Consider the following 19914-nt stretch of genomic DNA (forward strand, 5'->3'; position numbering starts at 1 on the left):
GACGCAAGGTATTCCATACCTCTACCAACTTCATCTTATGGGCGGCAGAGGTACCTACAGTCAAAAGGAACCGGAACAATCCCCCCAAGCACGCATCCCCAAAATGCACCAACAAAATGCTCATCATACATCTCAAGCCTCGTAAGTGACTTGGGTCAGGTCCCCACTTTCAAGGAATAAGGGGAATGGGCGAGGGTTGTTTGTGCACTGGCCTTGAAGTTGCTGATTGCCTTGTCCAGCCATTGGAATGTCTCATTCTTGTTCCCGTCTCTTGACCGGGTTATCAGGTGACTTTGCACCCCTAAGTCCTCTGCACAACTGGCGTAGGTCGGCCATCCGTCGGTCTCCAAGATGACGCCTCTGGTGAGTCGTCCAGAGAGAACCTCCAGTACGGAGTGTTTGCTGAGATCGTTCACCAGATCCATGAACAGATATTCCGGCTTCCCCTTTTTCATGGAGACACCGGTCACCACAGGGACCTAGTCCGTTCCCCTCCCGCGTTTGCCTTCGCTCTCACCGCCGAGATAGAAATCGTCAACCTGGACAATGCCCTCGAGTCTGTACTTCGCATTGCGATCTGCCATTGCGACGCCAATCTTGCGCAACGTCAGCCACGCGGTCGGATACGACACACCCAACGCCCGTTCCAGCGTTGTAGCGGCGATACCGCTTTCATCATTGGCCACCAAATAAATGGCGACAAACCACTTCGTCAGCGGCGTTTGATTCTTGTGAAAGATTGTACCCGACGTGACGGACGGTTGACGATGACAATCCTTACACTAGGAAAGGGGCACCCGGTTCACTGCGTTCCTTCGATGTGCTGCTTGCACCCGCATTGCGTTACGACTGCCACACTTGGGGCAGCAGAACCCCGACGACCACCGAAGTGCAATCAGGTGTTCCTGCTGCAGATTCACTGGAGAAACGATTCGTGAAATCGACCAAGTTCATCTATGACCGCCCCGATGCGAACGTATGTTCTTAATCGAGTTTACGACTCATTCCCCACTTTGACTACAGAACTTACGAGGCTTGAGATGTATGTATTCAATTTCATCGCCCTTGGCAAAGAGGTGGTATAGTCGACCGTCTGCCTTCACGTGGTCGCAAACAGCACGCTTCAATACGATTGTCACTCTGTCGCCGCACGTTCTGCGTATTCACATCATTATGCCACACTTGCCGAGCATCGAACTCACTCTAGTGGACAGACGCGTGACGGTCTTGTGTCGAGACCCGTTTGAAATCGTATGTGATATTTACATGAAATCCAATCCATTTTCAACATTATGGATATTATTAATGCACTCGTGGACTGCGCGAATTTCGTCGCTGGTGCTTCGTACAACTGGTAGAAGTTGAGGCAGTTCGGCGGACGGAAGCTACACTCAGCTGGAACACGAACGTAAAAATCCCAGAAAACGATGCGTCACTCGTTTTCCCTATCTATAGCGGTGAATTCTAAAGCCTTGCTGAGCGAAATTTCTTTACTGATATACGCTCTATAAGAAATCATTGCCTCATTCCGGAGGTCGTCTGCGTGCGGGAGGTCTATATGGTATTTGATATAAAGCGTAGACAGTATTTCACATGCAAGAGCATGTTGTAACTCGTAACAGCTTATTGTTACATCGTATGCTCTGCGGGCACTTGCTATTTTCTGTTCAGGGGTTGGGAGTATCCCCGAGGCCAATATATACGTCATTGCGATTGTACGGGGGTCATTCGAGAGGTCAGCTGAGTCACAGGCCTGCCGCATGTGATGGACGGTAAGGAATGAATTCCCAGTCCCTAAATTCACTCGAGCCAGAATGCTGTGCAACGAGCTTCTTGTCATGTCATCAGTATCTCTCCCCAATGCCATCTTGCACCATGTTTCCGCCTCCTTGCTGGCGTTTAACGATTCACAAACGTTGGCCAGGTTGAGCTCCATGCGTGCCAATTGCTGGTCAGTGGAACTACACTTCAACATAATCTCATAGGCACCTTCGAATGACTTCTGTGCGTCCGGATGACGACCGAGACGGGATTGAACCGTCCCCAATAGCCCTAATGAACTTGCGTACCCCGGGAGGTCGGACAGTTGCAAGAATTCGCTCTTCGACTGTTGGACGTACCACATCGCGGCCCCATAGATGTCCAATTGACAGTATATATAACCGAGACTATAGAGCAGTCTCGCCCGCATTCCATTGCTCAGGGAGGACATATTGTGTTCGGCTTGAGATAGGACAGATAATGACTTCGTATTATTGCCCATAAACAGGAGTGCAGTTCCGTGGTAATAGAGAAAAATCGGCCCCCAAGTCTCATCCAGTCCATTAATAATGGCAGCCTCCGACAGAAAGCCTAGAGCTTCATATTGATCCGTGGCATAATAGTGTTCACAGAGTTGTGATGCAAGTTGCAGATGCCCGTTTGTCCAGGCGGTTTTGTTGGACGTGAGGAAACAAGCAAGTTCTTCATTTTCCTTTGAAGAGAGCAATTCCAAGTCCATGTTGCCTGTTTGTAACATCTCGACGTACGTGTTTAGAATGGGGTCACTTAACCGTTCCGAAATGAGTCGCAGTGTTTCAACGCTAGGCAGTTGCCTCCCACTTTCAATCTGGCTCATCATGGATTGCCCAATGATGCCATGAGCTATTCGGGACTGGGATAGGTGCCTAGTTTGGCGTATCTCATGAATCCGGTGACCAATTATGACTGCGAGTAGGCTCTGACTTGTGTTTATCTTTGACACCTCACCGAAAGGAGAATCTTTATGAAGAAAATTATACCACTGGTGTTAGCTGTTTCAACGGTGCTGTTGTTTGTTGTAGCTATTACTCCTGCGGATAATTCCCTGCCGCCGTTGCCGGTGAAGGGTATCGTAAAACTATCGTGAGTACATGTTTTGCGTGACTTTTTAGTGCCGAAGACGGGCACTCGACGCGGTTGCGCGAAAGGAGGCCAGAGGGCCTCTTTTTTTGCTCACACTCACCACTACGTTTGCAAAAGGAAAGACAAAATAATTTTTCATACATATCGACTCTCGTAAGTTGGCCTTGAAAAGTGGGGACTGAGTGGTAAACTCGGAACAGGAACAAACGTTCGTGTGCCGAGGTGATACTCATGAATCTCCTGGAATTTGCGCAACGGTTCTCTGATGAGAAATCCTGTGAGGAACGTCTTATTGAACTGCGATGGAAGGAAGGCTTCACCTGCCCCAAGTGTAATCATCCAGAAGCCATACTGGTTCATGCGACTCACAGGCGTGACGCCGACCGCAGAGTTCCGCTGTTCGAGTGCAAACAGTGTCACCGTCAGACTTCCGTCACCTCTGGAACCATCTTTCATAAGACCAAAACGCCGCTCTATAAGTGGTTCCTAGCGATATACCTGGCTAGCAATGACAAGCGTGGTGTTTCTGCGAAAACACTTCAGCGTCACATTAGCGTCTCCTACGATACGGTTTGGAATATGCTCCATAAAATCCGTCATGCGATGGGGGAGCGCAACGCCAAGTACAACTGGAGGGCATCGTTCAAGTCGATGACTTCTACCTTGGTGGTAAAAGCAAAGGCAAACGGGGACGTGGCACAGCACAGTCACCCATGCTCATGGGCGTTTCACTCAAGAAAGGCAAGCCCCAATACTGTTTTGTTGAAGCAGTTGACGACCTGAGCAAAAATTCGATACTGCCTGTTCTACAGCGCAATCTGGGGGCTGATGTCGTCTTAGAAACGGACGGGAATTGGTCGTATGGCACCAGTGCAAAGGAAATGGATATCCCGCATGTGGTGACGTTGTCCAGTGACGAAAGCGCTCATGAAACGTTCCACTGGGTCGATACTTTGATTAGCAACCTAAAGGCGTTCATTGACGGCACATACCATGGACGGGAGCAGTACAAGCAGCTGTACGCTGCCGAATTTACGTACCGATTGAACCGTCGTCATATGGGGCACAACCTCGTAGAGCGTCTGCTCAAAACCTGCGCGTTGGCACACCCAGTAAATGTTAGCCAAACTGCCTAAGTGGGGGCTCAGCCCAAGTCACTTACGAGACTAGATATGTGGGTTTTTTAATATGAAGAATAGTGTTCTTACATTAGTCCCATTCATATACATTCAGCCCCGTCTCGCCGTAAGGGTAGGACTAGAGGGTTCCGTGAAGAACCCTCCAGAGCAATGCTTGCATTAACCGTAGATATTGCACTGATGCCCCACATTGATAGCACATACGTAAACTTCGCCGCACCCGACATTCGGAGTGCAATAATTATATTCACATCCTGCATTCCCATTACAAGCAAGTCTGTCTGGTGACACAGCATCAGAGGGATACAATTCTTCCATATCGTCACCCCACTAGTATACGATTGTAGCGGTCTACAGCACCCACTCTGCAACTATGCATTTTAGGAACTAGGCGAGGCTCGCGGTGAGCCCCGCTAGTCTCAAAAACAGTCAGTTAATGCCGCAGGCGGTATTGTGTACGTTAACGCCACAAGTGTACTCCTGGGCGCACGCGTTATTGACGTCGCAGGTATTGTACTCACACCCATAGTTGCCTCCACATACAATCCTGTCTGGCTGGACCAAATCGGACGAGTGTAACTCTTGCATATTCTCACTTCCTTTCACGAATGGATGTTACAGCCATTGTATGCATTGTAACCACATACGACTTCCTGAGCACATGAATTGTTAGCAACGCAATAATTGTACTCACACCCATAGTTGCCTCCACATACAATCCTGTCTGGCTGGACCAAATCTGATGAGTGCAACTCTTGCAAATTCTCACCTCCTTTCCAAAAATCAGATTGTATCATTGTGTGCAATCTGGATTTGAAGTCAAACCACTAGATAAGCATGCACACCAACGCCCCGTTTTCCTTGCTACTATACCGGCCAATTTTGTCCACATCCTAAATACTCATTCAAAACGCATTCAATGCAAAGTTCAGTATCCGAGAACATTTATCCTCAGATCTGTGGCAAGCAATCGGTCCAACAGAACCACAAACATGCGGTTCTTCCGGAAAGAAGACCACACTTCCGTGGTAGAGGAATTGAGTCCTTGTTCCCGTGTCTAAAACGTGGTCGGGAGTATTTAATTAGAAGATAATTTGTCAGATGGATGATAAATTCAACAACTTTCTATCAAGTGATTTGCTGACTCATCTAATGTCCCAGAGAGTTTCTCTTTTATCCATACAGATAACGCCTCATGTAAGCCAAATTTCCACTCCGAACACTCCGGTTCACCGTTTTCTCTGTTGAACGCCACGTGCGCACATCCCCCCATGCACAATGGCAACACTTTACACTCTCGGCACTTTGAGAACATCATCGGCCCCCAAGAGACCCATTTGTCAATTGCTTGTTCATTGAACTCCATTCTATTAATATTCCCTACGGCTTGATCCGCTTCATTAATTGTATCCCAGCACTTGTGTAAATCACCGTTAGGTGCAATCACCCAGAAGTTCGCTTGGGGGACACCGCAGAAGGCACGAATGGCGGCTGGGTAGTTGAGAACGCGTGCACCGTGCACTAGTGCTTCTTTATGAAGATCAACCTTATCTCTCATGTAGTCTTTTTGTGATTTGTAGGTCTGCTCCCAGGACACGTCACCATCATCCCTCATGACTGCTGGATAGATATACAATTTCCCTTTCATACCATATTCATCGTTTAATTTACGAACAAGTGGGACGTATGTGTTGCGATTTTCCTTGTCGACGTTGACACGAACAGTTATCGACAAAATGTCACAGCTTTCCTTTAGATTTGAGACAATTTGCGCAAACGTTGGGTGCCCACCTTTTCTAAACCTGCGTTGATCGTGATGTTCTGGCATTCCATCAAGCGTGACCTGAGCGGAGACAACACCCAGAGATCTGAGTTTCAAGGCAATTTTTTGTGTCAGTCCATATCCATTAGTAATAATTCCAGCTGAATACTGATTGATCTGGTTCGGTATTAGGATTTCTTGTTGTATCAAATCCGTGAGATGTTCGATTTGGGGAAGACCTAGCAGTGGTTCTCCTCCAAACCAAGTGATATTCAATCTGTGGGTAGATTCGGTAATCATTGACTTGATGAATGAGATGACCGACCTCATTGTTTTCTCACTCATCCGCAACTTAGGTTTGTCGTCTCCCTCAAAACAATAGGGACATCCAAAATTACAATCAATTGTTGGAGCAATCGTAAGGGAAATAACAGATTTGTCGGATGTCACCGACTCTCTCTCCTGCATCAGGGAAGTATGCTCATTCAAGTCATCGTCGATTATAAATCCATTCTTTTTCAGAGTGTCAATGTGACTATCCTCGATGTTTGAATCCCACCCTGCGTCACCACACTCCAATGCTTTTAATGCATCGATTACTTCCCTCTCTACCTTAAACAGTCCGCGATGATAAGCATTGAAGATAAATGATTCTTGGTCTACATCGAAATAGTGATTAAAAACCGAAGTTTTCAAACCATCCCCCACCTTTCGCTGAATGGTTATATTGTATTTATTATGAATAGATTTTCAATTCATTTCCTGTATTATTAATAAATACTATAGGACTAAACCGCTGCGCGGTGGTAAAAGAGCGTGCCTTCCGTTGACCTGTGCCCGCTGAATTTACTTTCTTTGCATCTTGAGTTCCCTTAAGATTCGCGCTATGCAGCCCTATTTCGACTGCAAATGAATCTTGAGGAGAATGTGAGATGGACGAACAAAGACAACGAGTGTTAAAACGGTTGGCAGAGGATATTCGGCTTCGGGGGTTATCGGCGAATACACTGGTGAGCTATACCTCGCATGCACGAATTTTTCTGGAGTTTGCCAGCCGTCGATCCTTGGAACAACTCAATACGGAAGATATCCGCCGATTCCTGTTGCACTTAGTCCATGAAAGAAAGTTGTCGCCCGGAACCGTAAACGTCTATAGCGCTGCGATTCGTTTTCTCTTTGCTGTCACGTTAATTCGCACGCTAAATTACCTCCAAATTCCCCGTCAGAAGAAACGCAAGACACTACCTGAAGTGCTCACCAGAGATGAGGTGCACTCGATTCTGGAGGGTTGCCAAAATATCAAACACAAGGCCATGTTGACGGTAATCTATAGTTCAGGGTTGCGGGTCAGTGAGGTTGCAGCCCTCAAAATACAGCACATTGATTCGAAAAACAGGCGTCTGTTTGTGCAAAACGGTAAAGGTGGTAAAGACCGCTACACTTTACTGTCAGACGCCTGCCTATACGTCTTGCGTGAGTACTGGAAGGAATACCGGCCAAGGCACCCCGCGGGGTGGCTGTTTCTTGGCACGTACAATGTGACCCATATTACCCCTGACGCCATCGGAGATGCTTTCAATAAAGCGGTCCAAAGAGGTCACATTGCCAAACAAGTGTCCATCCACGCACTAAGACATTCCTTCGCCACGCACCTACCGGAAGACGGCGCCACACTGTTGCAGATCAAATCATTGCTCGGACATGCCAGTGTCCAGTCCACGACAATCTATTTGCATCTAGCGAATATGCCATCTGGTATCGTGAGTCCGCTGGACAGTCATTCCACAGACGCTCGGTTTGAGGTTTCTTCACATGCCTGAATTACAAGACGTCTTCGCACAGCATGGAGACGCGTATCAAGTCGAACACCGCCTTCCACCTGACCAGCAGAAAGTAATTCTTGCGATTCGAAACTGTAGAACTGCTGCGTTAGGCGGACATGTGGATGAATGTGACGAATGTGGATTCGTGCGGATCTCTTACAATTCGTGTCGTAGTCGTCATTGTCCCAAATGCCAAACGCTCACCAAGGAACGTTGAATTGAGGCTCGAAAAGACGACTTGCTCAATGTTGGCTATTTTCATGTCGTGTTTACTCTGCCTGACCTACTAAATTCCGTTGCGTATCAAAATCCCAGGACCATCTACAGCCTTCTCTTCAAGGCGGCAGCCGACACCCTGTCCGAACTCGCCGCCGACCCCAAATATTTGGGTGCACAAATTGGTTTCGCAGCAGTCCTCCATACGTGGGGGCAGAACCTGATGCATCATCCGCATCTGCACTGCATTGTGCCTGGCGGCGGGCTGAGTTCTAATGGCAGATGGGTGAACTCGAGAAAGAAGTTTTTCATCCCAGTGAAAGTGATGTCTCGGAAATTCAGGGGCAAGTTCCTACATTATTTAAGACGGGCCAAACTTGAGTTTTACGGCTCCATCGTGCATTTTCACGAGCAGAGTCAGTTTCAGGATTGGATGTCTTCTCTGTACCAAAAGGAATGGGTGGTCTATTGCAAACCGCCTTTCAAAAACGCTGGACACGTTGTGGAATACCTTGGGCGCTACACTCACCGTGTGGCTATTTCCAATCATCGTATTGTCAATTTGCAAGCGGGAATGGTGACGTTCAAGTGGCGGGACTACAGAGATAACAACCAACAGAAGGAGATGAGTCTCACCGCGGATGAATTCATCCGTCGTCTTTTGGTTCATGTGTTACCTACCGGATTCACGAGGATTCGGCGCGCTAAAGGCTACTCAGTCCCAGAAATAAAGCAACCAAGCTGAAACTGTGTAAAAGACTTACTAAGACAGCCGTAAGAATCACTCCACTCCCCAAGCTGTCCGCTCTGGACTTCTTGGAGAAGCTCACTGGCAGAGATTTCACCGTTTGTCCTTGCTGCGGTATTGGCCATCTCAGAGCTTCGCCAGAACGAGGAATTGCATAGCCATGCTCGAACGCCTCTTGATTGGGGAGGGGGAAACTGTGTCCACTTGTCATATTATGCAGCCAATCATCACCTGTTCCCGCCAATTAGCTTCTCTGAACCTGCAACATCGGTTTATCAAGACGCCATGAGCCTGTTTCTTTCCCCATAGTGGCTAGCGACCGCAGTTTAGTCCAATAGAATTATCCAAAATCGGCGTTCCTTCACGGAATGCCACCTCTTTTTACTCGATTTTCGATAATTCTCTATTCATTACCAACATATCTAGTCTCGTAAGTGACTTGGGCTGAGCCCCCACTTAGGCAGTTTGGCTAACATTTATTAGGTGTGCCAACGCGCAGGTTTTGAGCAGACGCTCTACGAGGTTGTGCCCCATATGACGACGGTTCAATCGGTACGTAAATTCGGCAGCGTACAGCTGCTTGTACTGCTCCCGTCCATGGTATGTGCCGTCAATGAACGCCTTTAGGTTGCTAATCAAAGTATCGACCCAGTGGAACGTTTCATGAGCGCTTTCGTCACTGGACAACGTCACCACATGCGGGATATCCATTTCCTTTGCACTGGTGCCATACGACCAATTCCCGTCCGTTTCTAAGACGACATCAGCCCCCAGATTGCGCTGTAGAACAGGCAGTATCGAATTTTTGCTCAGGTCGTCAACTGCTTCAACAAAACAGTATTGGGGCTTGCCTTTCTTGAGTGAAACGCCCATGAGCATGGGTGACTGTGCTGTGCCACGTCCCCGTTTGCCTTTGCTTTTACCACCAAGGTAGAAGTCATCGACTTGAACGATGCCCTCCAGTTGTACTTGGCGTTGCGCTCCCCCATCGCATGACGGATTTTATGGAGCATATTCCAAACCGTATCGTAGGAGACGCTAATGTGACGCTGAAGTGTTTTCGCAGAAACACCACGCTTGTCATTGCTAGCCAGGTATATCGCTAGGAACCACTTATAGAGCGGCGTTTTGGTCTTATGAAAGATGGTTCCAGAGGTGACGGAAGTCTGACGGTGACACTGTTTGCACTCGAACAGCGGAACTCTGCGGTCGGCGTCACGCCTGTGAGTCGCACGAACCAGTATGGCTTCTGGATGATTACACTTGGGGCAGGTGAAGCCTTCCTTCCATCGCAGTTCAATAAGACGTTCCTCACAGAATTTCTCATCAGAGAACCGTTGCGCAAATTCCAGGAGATTCATGAGTATCACCTCGGCATACGAACGTTTGTTCCTATTCCGAGTTTACCACTCAGTCCCCACTTTTCACGGCCAACTTACGAGAGTCGATATGTATGATTCATTATTATGACGTCGTAATAACTGCAGGATCTTGACCTTGTCTCGTTGACGATTGCAGAAGACAAAGACACAAGGCGAGAACGGGTCCAACTCAAACCCCTGCTGGACCAGAATAGCCAACCCGTCGATGGACTTACGCATGTCTGTGTACCCTGTGGCCAGATATACCCGCTGTTCCGCTGTCAGTTCGTTTAACACAACTCACTCAACACCTGAACGACGCGTTGCAGCGCCTGCGGATTGAAGTTGTCTGGAACTTCCACACGCCACTCCCCAACGCAAACGGAGAGGCGAGATGAATCGTGGTTCTTAGGCGAAGGTGATTCACGCACGTCAACGGACAGCCACCGCACTGGCGTGGACGACGGAGCAAGGGGAAGGAAATTTCCGCATCCAGTAACGAAGCTGATGGATGTTGAAATGCTGTTCACTGCACCACGTCGTGGCAGACTGACCGCTCTCTCGAAACGCACGAACTCGACCTTCCCACAGCTGACGCAGCCCTACTCTCGACATGCTGAACACGCTCCCCGATTCATGATGGGGAGATTATCTCGCCACTACCAACTCAGATCGAGATGGGTTTGGTTTGACGCTTACACTTCAAGAAATTCATCGATGGCACATATCATGGTCGTCAGCTCGATGACCAACGTACATAGAGGAATATACGTATCGGTACAACCGCCGGAACTTTGGTCACCGACTGGTGGAACGCCTGTTAGTAGCCAGTGCACAAACAACCCTCGCCCAGTCCCCTTATTCCTTGAAAGTGGGGACCTGACCCAAGTCACTTACGAGGCTTGAGATGTATGAAACTTATATCTCCTCTGTTTTGGGGTGTCCGTTCTATTGACTTAATACCACTCGCACAGCTGTTGCTATGGTCGGACACGTTACCTGATTCAGTGCGGACGCCGCTCCGATAGCCTCACCTGCAAGTACACATGCCGCTCCCCACTGAGAAAGACAGGTGGGGACTTTTTGACGCTTACAAATTACCAACTCAGACCCTGCCAGAAGGAGCAGAAGATTCCTGAACATCAATTATCGGACAACTCACTTCAGTGTCCGAACGTTATTCGATAACTGTAACAGAATATCTTTCAGCTAGAACTCTAATAATGTTCCCCCAGCTTGACTGGGGATTTCCAATTATAACTTTATACATATCGTAGGCTCGCTTGGATTTTTCTCTTAACTCTTCAACAGTTGTCACTTCAGTGATATGGGAAGAAGTCACGCAAAAACAATATAGGGTTGCCAGCCTCAAGTCATGAATCACATCAACATCGGATTTATCAACAGGAATGTTCTTTTTAATTACATAATACCAAAATCCTCGTGCAATAATTTGTCCCACAGCGGATAAATCTGTGTGCAATCCGGGGAAGCCAAAGCTTAAGAAAATTTCATTGCTCTCTTCGTTTAGAAATCCAACCCGTCCAACCTGGTGCATCAGCGAGGGAAGTGCTAAGGAGACAACTAAGTTCATTTTTGTTGTCTCTGGTTTTTCACCCCACAGTCTATTGGGAAAGTCCCAAATGTATTCAAGTTCCAATGAATGCAAGCCTGACTTATGCAACATCTCATTGTCCGAAAGGGAAAGTTCATGAATATGTCCCAAAGCTAGGACGAGACCTTCCTTCCCTGACTTGGAGCCTAAAATATTTAACAATTTTAATTGTTCACTTCTATGTACATTTTTAATAATCTCTTTGCGCTCTCTTAAGAAACTGTACTCGTTGCACCATCCGCACACAAATGTCGCATAATCATATGCACTATAAAAGAGAATTTCCACAAATCTCTCTCCTTGTTTAATTGTTAAGTGCGACCGGTGGCAGACCTTCACCACCGAAACATAGTTCTGAGTCCTTGAACGGAACGAGGACTTGATCTGAAAAACGGATTGTTTCATCCGGACCCCAGAGGTTAGGGTAGTGGGTTACCGCGACAACTAATCTGAACCTGTCCTTAATGGCTTGAATAATTGTGTCAGGTTTATCAAGACCGGACTCTATTTCGTCCAAAATGATTACATTAGCATTAGAGAGGAAAGCTCGCGCAAGCCCTATTCTCTTTCTTTGCCCTCCTGACGGGGGGGAGGCCGAAGCGAATTCTTGTTCCAGGTTAAGTTCCCCAGTCCAACCTAACATCCTTAATAGCTCCTCAATATTCTCACACATTAAATCATGACCCAGTACGATGTTATCGTACAAAGAGCAGTTAAATACCGGAACATTCTGTGGAACATAGGCTATACCTCCATTCTGTTCGATTGCCTTGTTCCAAGTCACATAACCCTTGTCCAAACGCTGAAGTCCGACTAAGCATTTCGTCAAGGTCGATTTCCCTACTCCATTATCCCCCGTCACGATTACAGTCCCTGAGTCAGGAATAGACAAATTTGCTTCCTCTAGTAGCACACGTTCCCCAATCTTAACCGTCACATTGTGAAAATCCACTGACGCTACTTTTGAATTTTGCGAGTACGGAAATTTAAATGGTTTAAATTGAATGTGCTCTCTCAACCTCTCAAGTGAAACCTGTATGGAAGTAAAAACATTTGGTGATTCAGCTGCGACCGATGCAACTCCGCGAATTCTATCAGTGTATAGAACAAACGCCAATATTTCCGAGACTGAAGTAGTTCCGTGTTTTGAGATCAGGAGTCCAATCAGCACCAAGCCACAAATTGAGCTATAATTCAGTATCTGCTGAACAAGCGAGAGGTAGCCACGCGCAACTGTAAATTTGACAGTAATTCTGGACAAGTCATTCCACTTATCCTTCGCGTTACTATTCATCCACGACGCTGACGTTGTGGAGAACAACTTGGTGACTTCAAGTCCTTCAAGTAATGAGCCCACAAATGAAATTGCACTGGCCCTCGAGTTTTTTAATGATTTTTGAATTCTGTAGAATTTTCTCCTAAAAATAACCGGCATTAATAGGTATAACAGAACGTACCCTATTAAAATTAGACAAAGGATATAGTTGAAGTGATATGATAAAACAATTAGAGTGACTATTGCGGACATGATAGACAGTACAATCTCAAATACATTTACAAGATTCACTATGAGGGTAGCAGTATCCTCCATCAGTCTAGTTATGACTTGCCCACTAGTGTTCGAATAATCAACAGTTTTCGGTTCGCCGAATGCAATTTGGTTTGTAATCTCGGTCCGCAAGTTAACTGAAATTCTGTTCGCCATTATACTCTTCGTAATGTTTAGAACAAACGCAGATAATGTGGATATTGTACCAAGAGTCATCACGGTAAGAACCGAGGTAGATATGTTGTTAGCCGGTTCACCTAGGGAAGTTATCATTGCGGACATGGCAAACGGCAGGTATATAGATGATGCAGAATGTACTGCAAATAAAATGAAGAGTAGCACAAAAGTTCGCCAGTATGGAACGAAGTGTTTTTTTAATATGAAGAATAGTGTTCTTACATTAGTCCCATTCATATACATTCAGCCCCGTCTCGCCGTAAGGGTAGGACTAGAGGGTTCCGTGAAGAACCCTCCAGAGCAATGCTTGCATTAACCGTAGACACTGCACTGAGCATTGATAGTACATACGTAAAGGTCGCCGCACCCGACATTCGGAGTGCAATAATTATATTCACATCCTGCATTCCCATTACAAGCAAGTCTGTCTGGTGACACAGCATCAGAGGGATACAATTCTTCCATATCGTCACCCCACTAGTATACGATTGTAGCGGTCTACAGCACCCACTCTGCAACTATGCATTTTAGGAACTAGGCGAGGCTCGCGGTGAGCCCCGCTAGTCTCAAAAACAGTCAGTTAATGCCGCAGGCGGTATTGTGTACGTTAACGCCACAAGTGTACTCCTGGGCGCACGCGTTATTGACGTCGCAGGTATTGTACTCACACCCATAGTTGCCTCCACATACAATCCTGTCTGGCTGGACCAAATCGGACGAGTGTAACTCTTGCATATTCTCACTTCCTTTCACGAATGGATGTTACAGCCATTGTATGCATTGTAACCACATACGACTTCCTGAGCACATGAATTGTTAGCAACGCAATAATTGTACTCACACCCATAGTTGCCTCCACATACAATCCTGTCTGGCTGGACCAAATCTGATGAGTGCAACTCTTGCAAATTCTCACCTCCTTTCCAAAAATCAGATTGTATCATTGTGTGCAATCTGGATTTGAAGTCAAACCACTAGATAAGCATGCACACCAACGCCCCGTTTTCCTTGCTACTATACCGGCCAATTTTGTCCACATCCTAAATACTCATTCAAAACGCATTCAATGCAAAGTTCAGTATCCGAGAACATTTATCCTCAGATCTGTGGCAAGCAATCGGTCCAACAGAACCACAAACATGCGGTTCTTCCGGAAAGAAGACCACACTTCCGTGGTAGAGGAATTGAGTCCTTGTTCCCGTGTCTAAAACGTGGTCGGGAGTATTTAATTAGAAGATAATTTGTCAGATGGATGATAAATTCAACAACTTTCTATCAAGTGATTTGCTGACTCATCTAATGTCCCAGAGAGTTTCTCTTTTATCCATACAGATAACGCCTCATGTAAGCCAAATTTCCACTCCGAACACTCCGGTTCACCGTTTTCTCTGTTGAACGCCACGTGCGCACATCCCCCCATGCACAATGGCAACACTTTACACTCTCGGCACTTTGAGAACATCATCGGCCCCCAAGAGACCCATTTGTCAATTGCTTGTTCATTGAACTCCATTCTATTAATATTCCCTACGGCTTGATCCGCTTCATTAATTGTATCCCAGCACTTGTGTAAATCACCGTTAGGTGCAATCACCCAGAAGTTCGCTTGGGGGACACCGCAGAAGGCACGAATGGCGGCTGGGTAGTTGAGAACGCGTGCACCGTGCACTAGTGCTTCTTTATGAAGATCAACCTTATCTCTCATGTAGTCTTTTTGTGATTTGTAGGTCTGCTCCCAGGACACGTCACCATCATCCCTCATGACTGCTGGATAGATATACAATTTCCCTTTCATACCATATTCATCGTTTAATTTACGAACAAGTGGGACGTATGTGTTGCGATTTTCCTTGTCGACGTTGACACGAACAGTTATCGACAAAATGTCACAGCTTTCCTTTAGATTTGAGACAATTTGCGCAAACGTTGGGTGCCCACCTTTTCTAAACCTGCGTTGATCGTGATGTTCTGGCATTCCATCAAGCGTGACCTGAGCGGAGACAACACCCAGAGATCTGAGTTTCAAGGCAATTTTTTGTGTCAGTCCATATCCATTAGTAATAATTCCAGCTGAATACTGATTGATCTGGTTCGGTATTAGGATTTCTTGTTGTATCAAATCCGTGAGATGTTCGATTTGGGGAAGACCTAGCAGTGGTTCTCCTCCAAACCAAGTGATATTCAATCTGTGGGTAGATTCGGTAATCATTGACTTGATGAATGAGATGACCGACCTCATTGTTTTCTCACTCATCCGCAACTTAGGTTTGTCGTCTCCCTCAAAACAATAGGGACATCCAAAATTACAATCAATTGTTGGAGCAATCGTAAGGGAAATAACAGATTTGTCGGATGTCACCGACTCTCTCTCCTGCATCAGGGAAGTATGCTCATTCAAGTCATCGTCGATTATAAATCCATTCTTTTTCAGAGTGTCAATGTGACTATCCTCGATGTTTGAATCCCACCCTGCGTCACCACACTCCAATGCTTTTAATGCATCGATTACTTCCCTCTCTACCTTAAACAGTCCGCGATGATAAGCATTGAAGATAAATGATTCTTGGTCTACATCGAAATAGTGATTAAAAACCGAAGTTTTCAAACCATCCCCCACCTTTCGCTGAATAGTTATATTGTATTTATTATGAATAGATTTTCAATTCATTTCCTGTATTATTAATAAATACTATAATACTTGTGCGAAATAGCATTACGCAGCTCAAATACATACATACATATCGACTCTCGTAAGTTGGCCTTGAAAAGTGGGGACTGAGTGGTAAACTCGGAACAGGAACAAACGTTCGTGTGCCGAGGTGATACTCATGAATCTCCTGGAATTTGCGCAACGGTTCTCTGATGAGAAATCCTGTGAGGAACGTCTTATTGAACTGCGATGGAAGGAAGGCTTCACCTGCCCCAAGTGTAATCATCCAGAAGCCATACTGGTTCATGCGACTCACAGGCGTGACGCCGACCGCAGAGTTCCGCTGTTCGAGTGCAAACAGTGTCACCGTCAGACTTCCGTCACCTCTGGAACCATCTTTCATAAGACCAAAACGCCGCTCTATAAGTGGTTCCTAGCGATATACCTGGCTAGCAATGACAAGCGTGGTGTTTCTGCGAAAACACTTCAGCGTCACATTAGCGTCTCCTACGATACGGTTTGGAATATGCTCCATAAAATCCGTCATGCGATGGGGGAGCGCAACGCCAAGTACAACTGGAGGGCATCGTTCAAGTCGATGACTTCTACCTTGGTGGTAAAAGCAAAGGCAAACGGGGACGTGGCACAGCACAGTCACCCATGCTCATGGGCGTTTCACTCAAGAAAGGCAAGCCCCAATACTGTTTTGTTGAAGCAGTTGACGACCTGAGCAAAAATTCGATACTGCCTGTTCTACAGCGCAATCTGGGGGCTGATGTCGTCTTAGAAACGGACGGGAATTGGTCGTATGGCACCAGTGCAAAGGAAATGGATATCCCGCATGTGGTGACGTTGTCCAGTGACGAAAGCGCTCATGAAACGTTCCACTGGGTCGATACTTTGATTAGCAACCTAAAGGCGTTCATTGACGGCACATACCATGGACGGGAGCAGTACAAGCAGCTGTACGCTGCCGAATTTACGTACCGATTGAACCGTCGTCATATGGGGCACAACCTCGTAGAGCGTCTGCTCAAAACCTGCGCGTTGGCACACCCAGTAAATGTTAGCCAAACTGCCTAAGTGGGGGCTCAGCCCAAGTCACTTACGAGACTAGATATGAGGGAATACATAAAGCTCATCTTTGACAGCGTTGTTGGCCTAGCAAGGTATTGTAGGTGGGATTTTGCCCTACAGCTCAAAGAGTCCCAGAATGTAGGGCTCAATCAGGAGCGATTCTCGCTAAACGAGTGTGCCTGAGGATGTGTCGCGCAGATGAATTGCCTTCGCCGGTAGCGGGATGGCTAGTGCCGTGAGCACCGCGCTCAGAGTCTGCGACTGAAGGGGAACACTAAGGAAATCTTCCCCAAGAAACTCGGCTTCATTACATGCCACCGAGAGATGTCCTTCATGATTCGCTTACCAGTGTACTAGCGGTTGTTCAACTCTTCGAGTCGCTGATCACGTTCCAAGTCGTCTTCCATCTAAGCAACTTCAGCTTCATGTTGCTCCCACCAGCGGCGGTTCATGATCTGGACCTCTTGCTAAAACAGATATGCAAGCACGCAGACAAAGATATGACCGCGAATACGTTTCTCGTTCCAGTGGTGCACCGGACCGTCATCCGGAAACTACGTGCATGAGTGTTTTGTCGTGGTGACAACCTGGTCAGGTAGTTCCGCGTTGGTCGTAATCACGAACTTCCCATCACGGAGCGCTTCCTTGGCAAGAGCGTCCTCATTGCGCGTGTATGAGATCCTCAATTCGCTAGACTCGACTTCTAGAAACGTCTGCACACCTTTTCTCGTGAAGATGTCACTGACTTTGAGCAGTATTGGGCTGAGTGACGGGCTTGCGTCCGCGGTGCGCCTTTTCCAGCCACGCTTGGTATTGTGTCTGTGCTTTCTCCGCCTCTTCGGGTGCTGATACACGGAAGGCTTCATCTGCTTCCACCTTGTGCGGGTTGTAACAGAGGATGGTAAGCGTCAAAAAGTGCCCACCTGTCTTTCTCAGTGGGGATCGGTATGTGTACTTGTAGGTGAGGCTATCGGCGTGGGGTCCGCACTGAATCAGGTAACGTGTCCGACCACGGCAACAGCTGTGCGAGTGCTTCGGGGTCCTTTGTGTTCACGTTCGGCATCCGTGTAAACAGGTACTCGAGATACGCGAATGGTTTGTTCTCTTTCGCTGTTTCGACGATGCTGTAGGTGATCGAATTCGCCCTTGCTCCACGTGGCGTGTTGCTGAATATCCAGTTCTTCCGATCATGCCCGCGCGAACATAATCGAAATGATGCTGTCCACATTTGTTGGTTGCGTGTCAGAAATATTGCCTATATCAGAGAGCCGAATGCACAACACCTTTTGTCTGACTGGGTCAAAACTATAGGGATACAAAGATGTTTTATCGCCATGTAATGCGGCCAATATTGTACCAAAGTCTGCATGCAGCAAGGTGTCTGACTCAATGAGGATGCACGGGACAGATTGGCTCTCTGCATTTCAGAATATAGGCATTCATTATTCCATGTTGGCTGTAGACTCTCATGATTTGTCCCGATCAACTTCAGCGGGCAATCTACCTCGTATACATCTAACGGCTTCACGTTGTTCACTGAGTTTCCACGCTGACTCCCACCTTCCCGCGTTTCAAGCAGCATCTGTCACAATCAGTTTCCTCGCCTCACACCTCACTGGTTTCCCTCAGTGGTGGTCAAGGTGTGCTTGACGAATCTCTGAATGTCCGCATCCGTGATACGGTGTCGGTTCCCGAACCTAGCCGCACGAAATTTTCCCATGCGTATGTATTCATAGATGTGTGTCGAAGTTCAACGCAGTTTCTGTGCCACTTCCTGTGGCGTATAAAACTCGACATCCACGAGGTCACCTCCTACAGTCCCACCTGTATCGCCATCGCCGGGTTGTTCTTCATGCGGTCGGTGACATGCGCATAAGGGGCTGTCGTCTTAGGTTCGGCGTGTCCGAGCATTTCCTGCACACCGCGCAAATCTTGTGTGTACTTGTATGCCAGTGTGGCAGCCGTATGGCGTAGAGCATGGTCTGAAATGCCAATGCGCTTGACGTCGGCTTTCTTGAGGTAGAAGTCCACCACTTGCCGAATGCCACGACGCGAGATGCCATTGCCACCGGCGCGATTCCCGCACGCAGTGAACATTGGCAGCCCATTGCTGTCTGCGAACGCATCTTTGCGAGTGGCCAGATAGGCACACAAGATGACTGCGACATCTGGACGCAAGTAGATGACGCGGTCATGGTTCTTGCCTAGGACTAACAACGACGCCGTTCCACCGCTTATCTTGAGGTCATCCACGTTCGCACGTTCAATCTCGACCGTCCGCAGGCCTTGAAGCCCCATCATGGCGATGGTGGCCCTGTCTTGAAGGCTTTTCTCATCCGTTCCTTTGCCAATGGCACGAATCAAGAGCGTATAATCCACTTCGTTCAAGTAGTGAAAGTCGTCCTGTGCTCGCTTTTCTTTCGGCGGCTTGATGCCTACAGCTGGATTATCAGTGCGCAGACCGTTGCCTGCAGTTGCGGCATAAGAAACGGCGAATAATGGTCAGCTTGTGCGCGATGCTGGACGCCTTGTATCCGTTCTGGACCAGGTGCAAACGGTACGCCTTCACATAGGCCGGCATTGCGTGTACCGGGTCGATGTCACTTGTGCGGCACCATTCCACCCACTGAGTGACCTGTGTCTTGTATCCCCGAACGGTGTCCGCTGGTGCATTTCCGTTCGCCACATCCATCCGCAAGAACGCCGCGAACGCATCCGTCAGGCTAGGTTGCGCGCTTGTCACTTGCTGCTCGACAATCACCAATTCGTCCACTCATCCGCCCCTTCCTCTTACTTCTATTGTACATTTACGTGTATTGAGTTGCGAATAGTTTCATTTAGTTTTTAATACCGACAATTACACTTGTGGGAATTAGGACGTTTGCAGGTCATATCTGCACCTTGAAGCTACCTT

At 47.4% G+C, this 19914-nt stretch carries 18 protein-coding genes and 5 pseudogenes; 7 read left to right on the forward strand and 16 right to left on the reverse strand.

Annotated elements, in window-relative coordinates; all coding sequences use genetic code 11:
• Positions 1-155 precede the first annotated feature (155 nt).
• The 4 genes from JC200_RS24320 to JC200_RS04215 form a co-directional block, all read right to left on the reverse strand.
• Entirely contained in the window at positions 156-473 is a 318-nt protein-coding gene (locus JC200_RS24320; protein WP_443111867.1) for a transposase, read from the reverse strand.
• 6 nt (positions 474-479) lie between these two features.
• Complete coding sequence (locus tag JC200_RS04205) at positions 480-740, reverse strand: IS1595 family transposase (RefSeq protein WP_338000213.1); 261 nt, start codon at positions 738-740, stop codon at positions 480-482.
• Between the two features lie 42 nt (positions 741-782).
• On the reverse strand, positions 783-896 hold the full coding sequence (locus JC200_RS24325; RefSeq protein ID WP_443111896.1) for a transposase: 114 nt from the start codon (positions 894-896) through the stop codon (positions 783-785).
• A gap of 536 nt (positions 897-1432) precedes the next feature.
• Positions 1433-2743 carry a helix-turn-helix transcriptional regulator gene (locus JC200_RS04215; protein ID WP_274434929.1) on the reverse strand — a complete coding sequence of 437 codons (1311 nt, stop codon included), beginning with the start codon at positions 2741-2743 and terminating at the stop codon, positions 1433-1435.
• Between the two features lie 21 nt (positions 2744-2764).
• On the opposite strand from JC200_RS04215, the gene JC200_RS04220 reads away from it, so the two are divergent.
• The 3 genes and pseudogenes from JC200_RS04220 to JC200_RS04230 form a co-directional block, all read left to right on the forward strand.
• Entirely contained in the window at positions 2765-2887 is a 123-nt protein-coding gene (locus JC200_RS04220) for a hypothetical protein (RefSeq protein ID WP_274434930.1), read from the forward strand.
• Positions 2888-3180: 293 nt separating this feature from the next.
• Positions 3181-3666 (forward strand): IS1595 family transposase, encoded by a 486-nt coding sequence (locus JC200_RS04225; RefSeq protein WP_274436460.1) that lies wholly within the window; start codon positions 3181-3183, stop codon positions 3664-3666.
• Positions 3558-4019, forward strand: a pseudogene (locus JC200_RS04230) (IS1595 family transposase); the annotation flags it as partial. The gene JC200_RS04225 and the pseudogene JC200_RS04230, both read left to right, overlap by 109 nt.
• A gap of 1117 nt (positions 4020-5136) precedes the next feature.
• Here JC200_RS04230 and JC200_RS04235 read toward each other — a convergent pair.
• Entirely contained in the window at positions 5137-6480 is a 1344-nt protein-coding gene (locus tag JC200_RS04235; RefSeq protein WP_274434931.1) for a radical SAM/SPASM domain-containing protein, read from the reverse strand.
• A gap of 236 nt (positions 6481-6716) precedes the next feature.
• Between JC200_RS04235 and JC200_RS04240 the strand changes: the two genes are divergently transcribed.
• Positions 6717-7604, forward strand: a complete 888-nt coding sequence (locus JC200_RS04240; protein ID WP_274434932.1) for a tyrosine-type recombinase/integrase — start codon at positions 6717-6719, stop codon at positions 7602-7604.
• Positions 7597-8729: pseudogene (locus JC200_RS24330) on the forward strand (IS91 family transposase). Before JC200_RS04240 ends, JC200_RS24330 begins: the two are co-directional and overlap by 8 nt.
• A gap of 298 nt (positions 8730-9027) precedes the next feature.
• Here JC200_RS24330 and JC200_RS04250 read toward each other — a convergent pair.
• The 7 genes and pseudogenes from JC200_RS04250 to JC200_RS04280 all read right to left on the reverse strand — a co-directional run.
• A pseudogene (locus tag JC200_RS04250) lies at positions 9028-9489 on the reverse strand (IS1595 family transposase); the annotation flags it as partial.
• The gene (locus JC200_RS24335) at positions 9381-9866 is read right to left on the reverse strand and encodes a transposase (protein WP_443111897.1); all 486 of its coding nucleotides are present in this window, start codon (positions 9864-9866) and stop codon (positions 9381-9383) included. The pseudogene JC200_RS04250 and the gene JC200_RS24335, both read right to left, overlap by 109 nt.
• A 129-nt stretch (positions 9867-9995) precedes the next feature.
• The gene (tnpB, locus tag JC200_RS24340; RefSeq protein WP_443111868.1) at positions 9996-10229 is read right to left on the reverse strand and encodes an IS66 family insertion sequence element accessory protein TnpB; all 234 of its coding nucleotides are present in this window, start codon (positions 10227-10229) and stop codon (positions 9996-9998) included.
• Between the two features lie 135 nt (positions 10230-10364).
• Positions 10365-10547: an IS66 family insertion sequence element accessory protein TnpA gene (gene tnpA / locus JC200_RS04260; protein ID WP_274434935.1), complete on the reverse strand. Its 183-nt coding sequence runs from the start codon at positions 10545-10547 to the stop codon at positions 10365-10367.
• Between the two features lie 562 nt (positions 10548-11109).
• Complete coding sequence (locus JC200_RS04270) at positions 11110-11835, reverse strand: hypothetical protein (protein WP_274434936.1); 726 nt, start codon at positions 11833-11835, stop codon at positions 11110-11112.
• A 16-nt stretch (positions 11836-11851) separates the two neighbouring features.
• Complete coding sequence (locus tag JC200_RS04275) at positions 11852-13510, reverse strand: ATP-binding cassette domain-containing protein (protein ID WP_274434937.1); 1659 nt, start codon at positions 13508-13510, stop codon at positions 11852-11854.
• 1024 nt (positions 13511-14534) lie between these two features.
• Entirely contained in the window at positions 14535-15878 is a 1344-nt protein-coding gene (locus JC200_RS04280) for a radical SAM/SPASM domain-containing protein (RefSeq protein WP_274434931.1), read from the reverse strand.
• A 223-nt stretch (positions 15879-16101) separates the two neighbouring features.
• On the opposite strand from JC200_RS04280, the pseudogene JC200_RS04285 reads away from it, so the two are divergent.
• Together JC200_RS04285 and JC200_RS04290 are read left to right on the forward strand one after the other, a co-directional pair.
• Positions 16102-16236 (forward strand): annotated as a pseudogene (locus JC200_RS04285) (transposase); the annotation flags it as partial.
• 272 nt (positions 16237-16508) lie between these two features.
• The gene (locus JC200_RS04290) at positions 16509-17006 is read left to right on the forward strand and encodes an IS1595 family transposase (protein ID WP_274436461.1); all 498 of its coding nucleotides are present in this window, start codon (positions 16509-16511) and stop codon (positions 17004-17006) included.
• Between the two features lie 732 nt (positions 17007-17738).
• Here the strand turns inward: JC200_RS04290 and JC200_RS04295 are convergent.
• The 4 genes and pseudogenes from JC200_RS04295 to JC200_RS04310 all read right to left on the reverse strand — a co-directional run bounded on the left by JC200_RS04295 (position 17739) and on the right by JC200_RS04310 (position 19773).
• On the reverse strand, positions 17739-17912 hold the full coding sequence (locus tag JC200_RS04295; protein WP_274434938.1) for a hypothetical protein: 174 nt from the start codon (positions 17910-17912) through the stop codon (positions 17739-17741).
• A 55-nt stretch (positions 17913-17967) separates the two neighbouring features.
• Positions 17968-18186: pseudogene (locus tag JC200_RS04300) on the reverse strand (transposase domain-containing protein); the annotation flags it as partial.
• 626 nt (positions 18187-18812) lie between these two features.
• On the reverse strand, positions 18813-19379 hold the full coding sequence (locus tag JC200_RS04305) for a tyrosine-type recombinase/integrase (RefSeq protein ID WP_274436462.1): 567 nt from the start codon (positions 19377-19379) through the stop codon (positions 18813-18815).
• Between the two features lie 70 nt (positions 19380-19449).
• Positions 19450-19773, reverse strand: coding sequence for a site-specific integrase (locus JC200_RS04310; RefSeq protein ID WP_274434939.1), 324 nt, complete (start codon positions 19771-19773; stop codon positions 19450-19452).
• Positions 19774-19914 lie beyond the last annotated feature (141 nt).

Origin of the sequence: Alicyclobacillus sp. ALC3, assembly GCF_028751195.1 — a bacterium.
In the GTDB taxonomy this organism is placed as follows: Bacteria; Bacillota; Bacilli; order Alicyclobacillales; family Alicyclobacillaceae; genus Alicyclobacillus_L.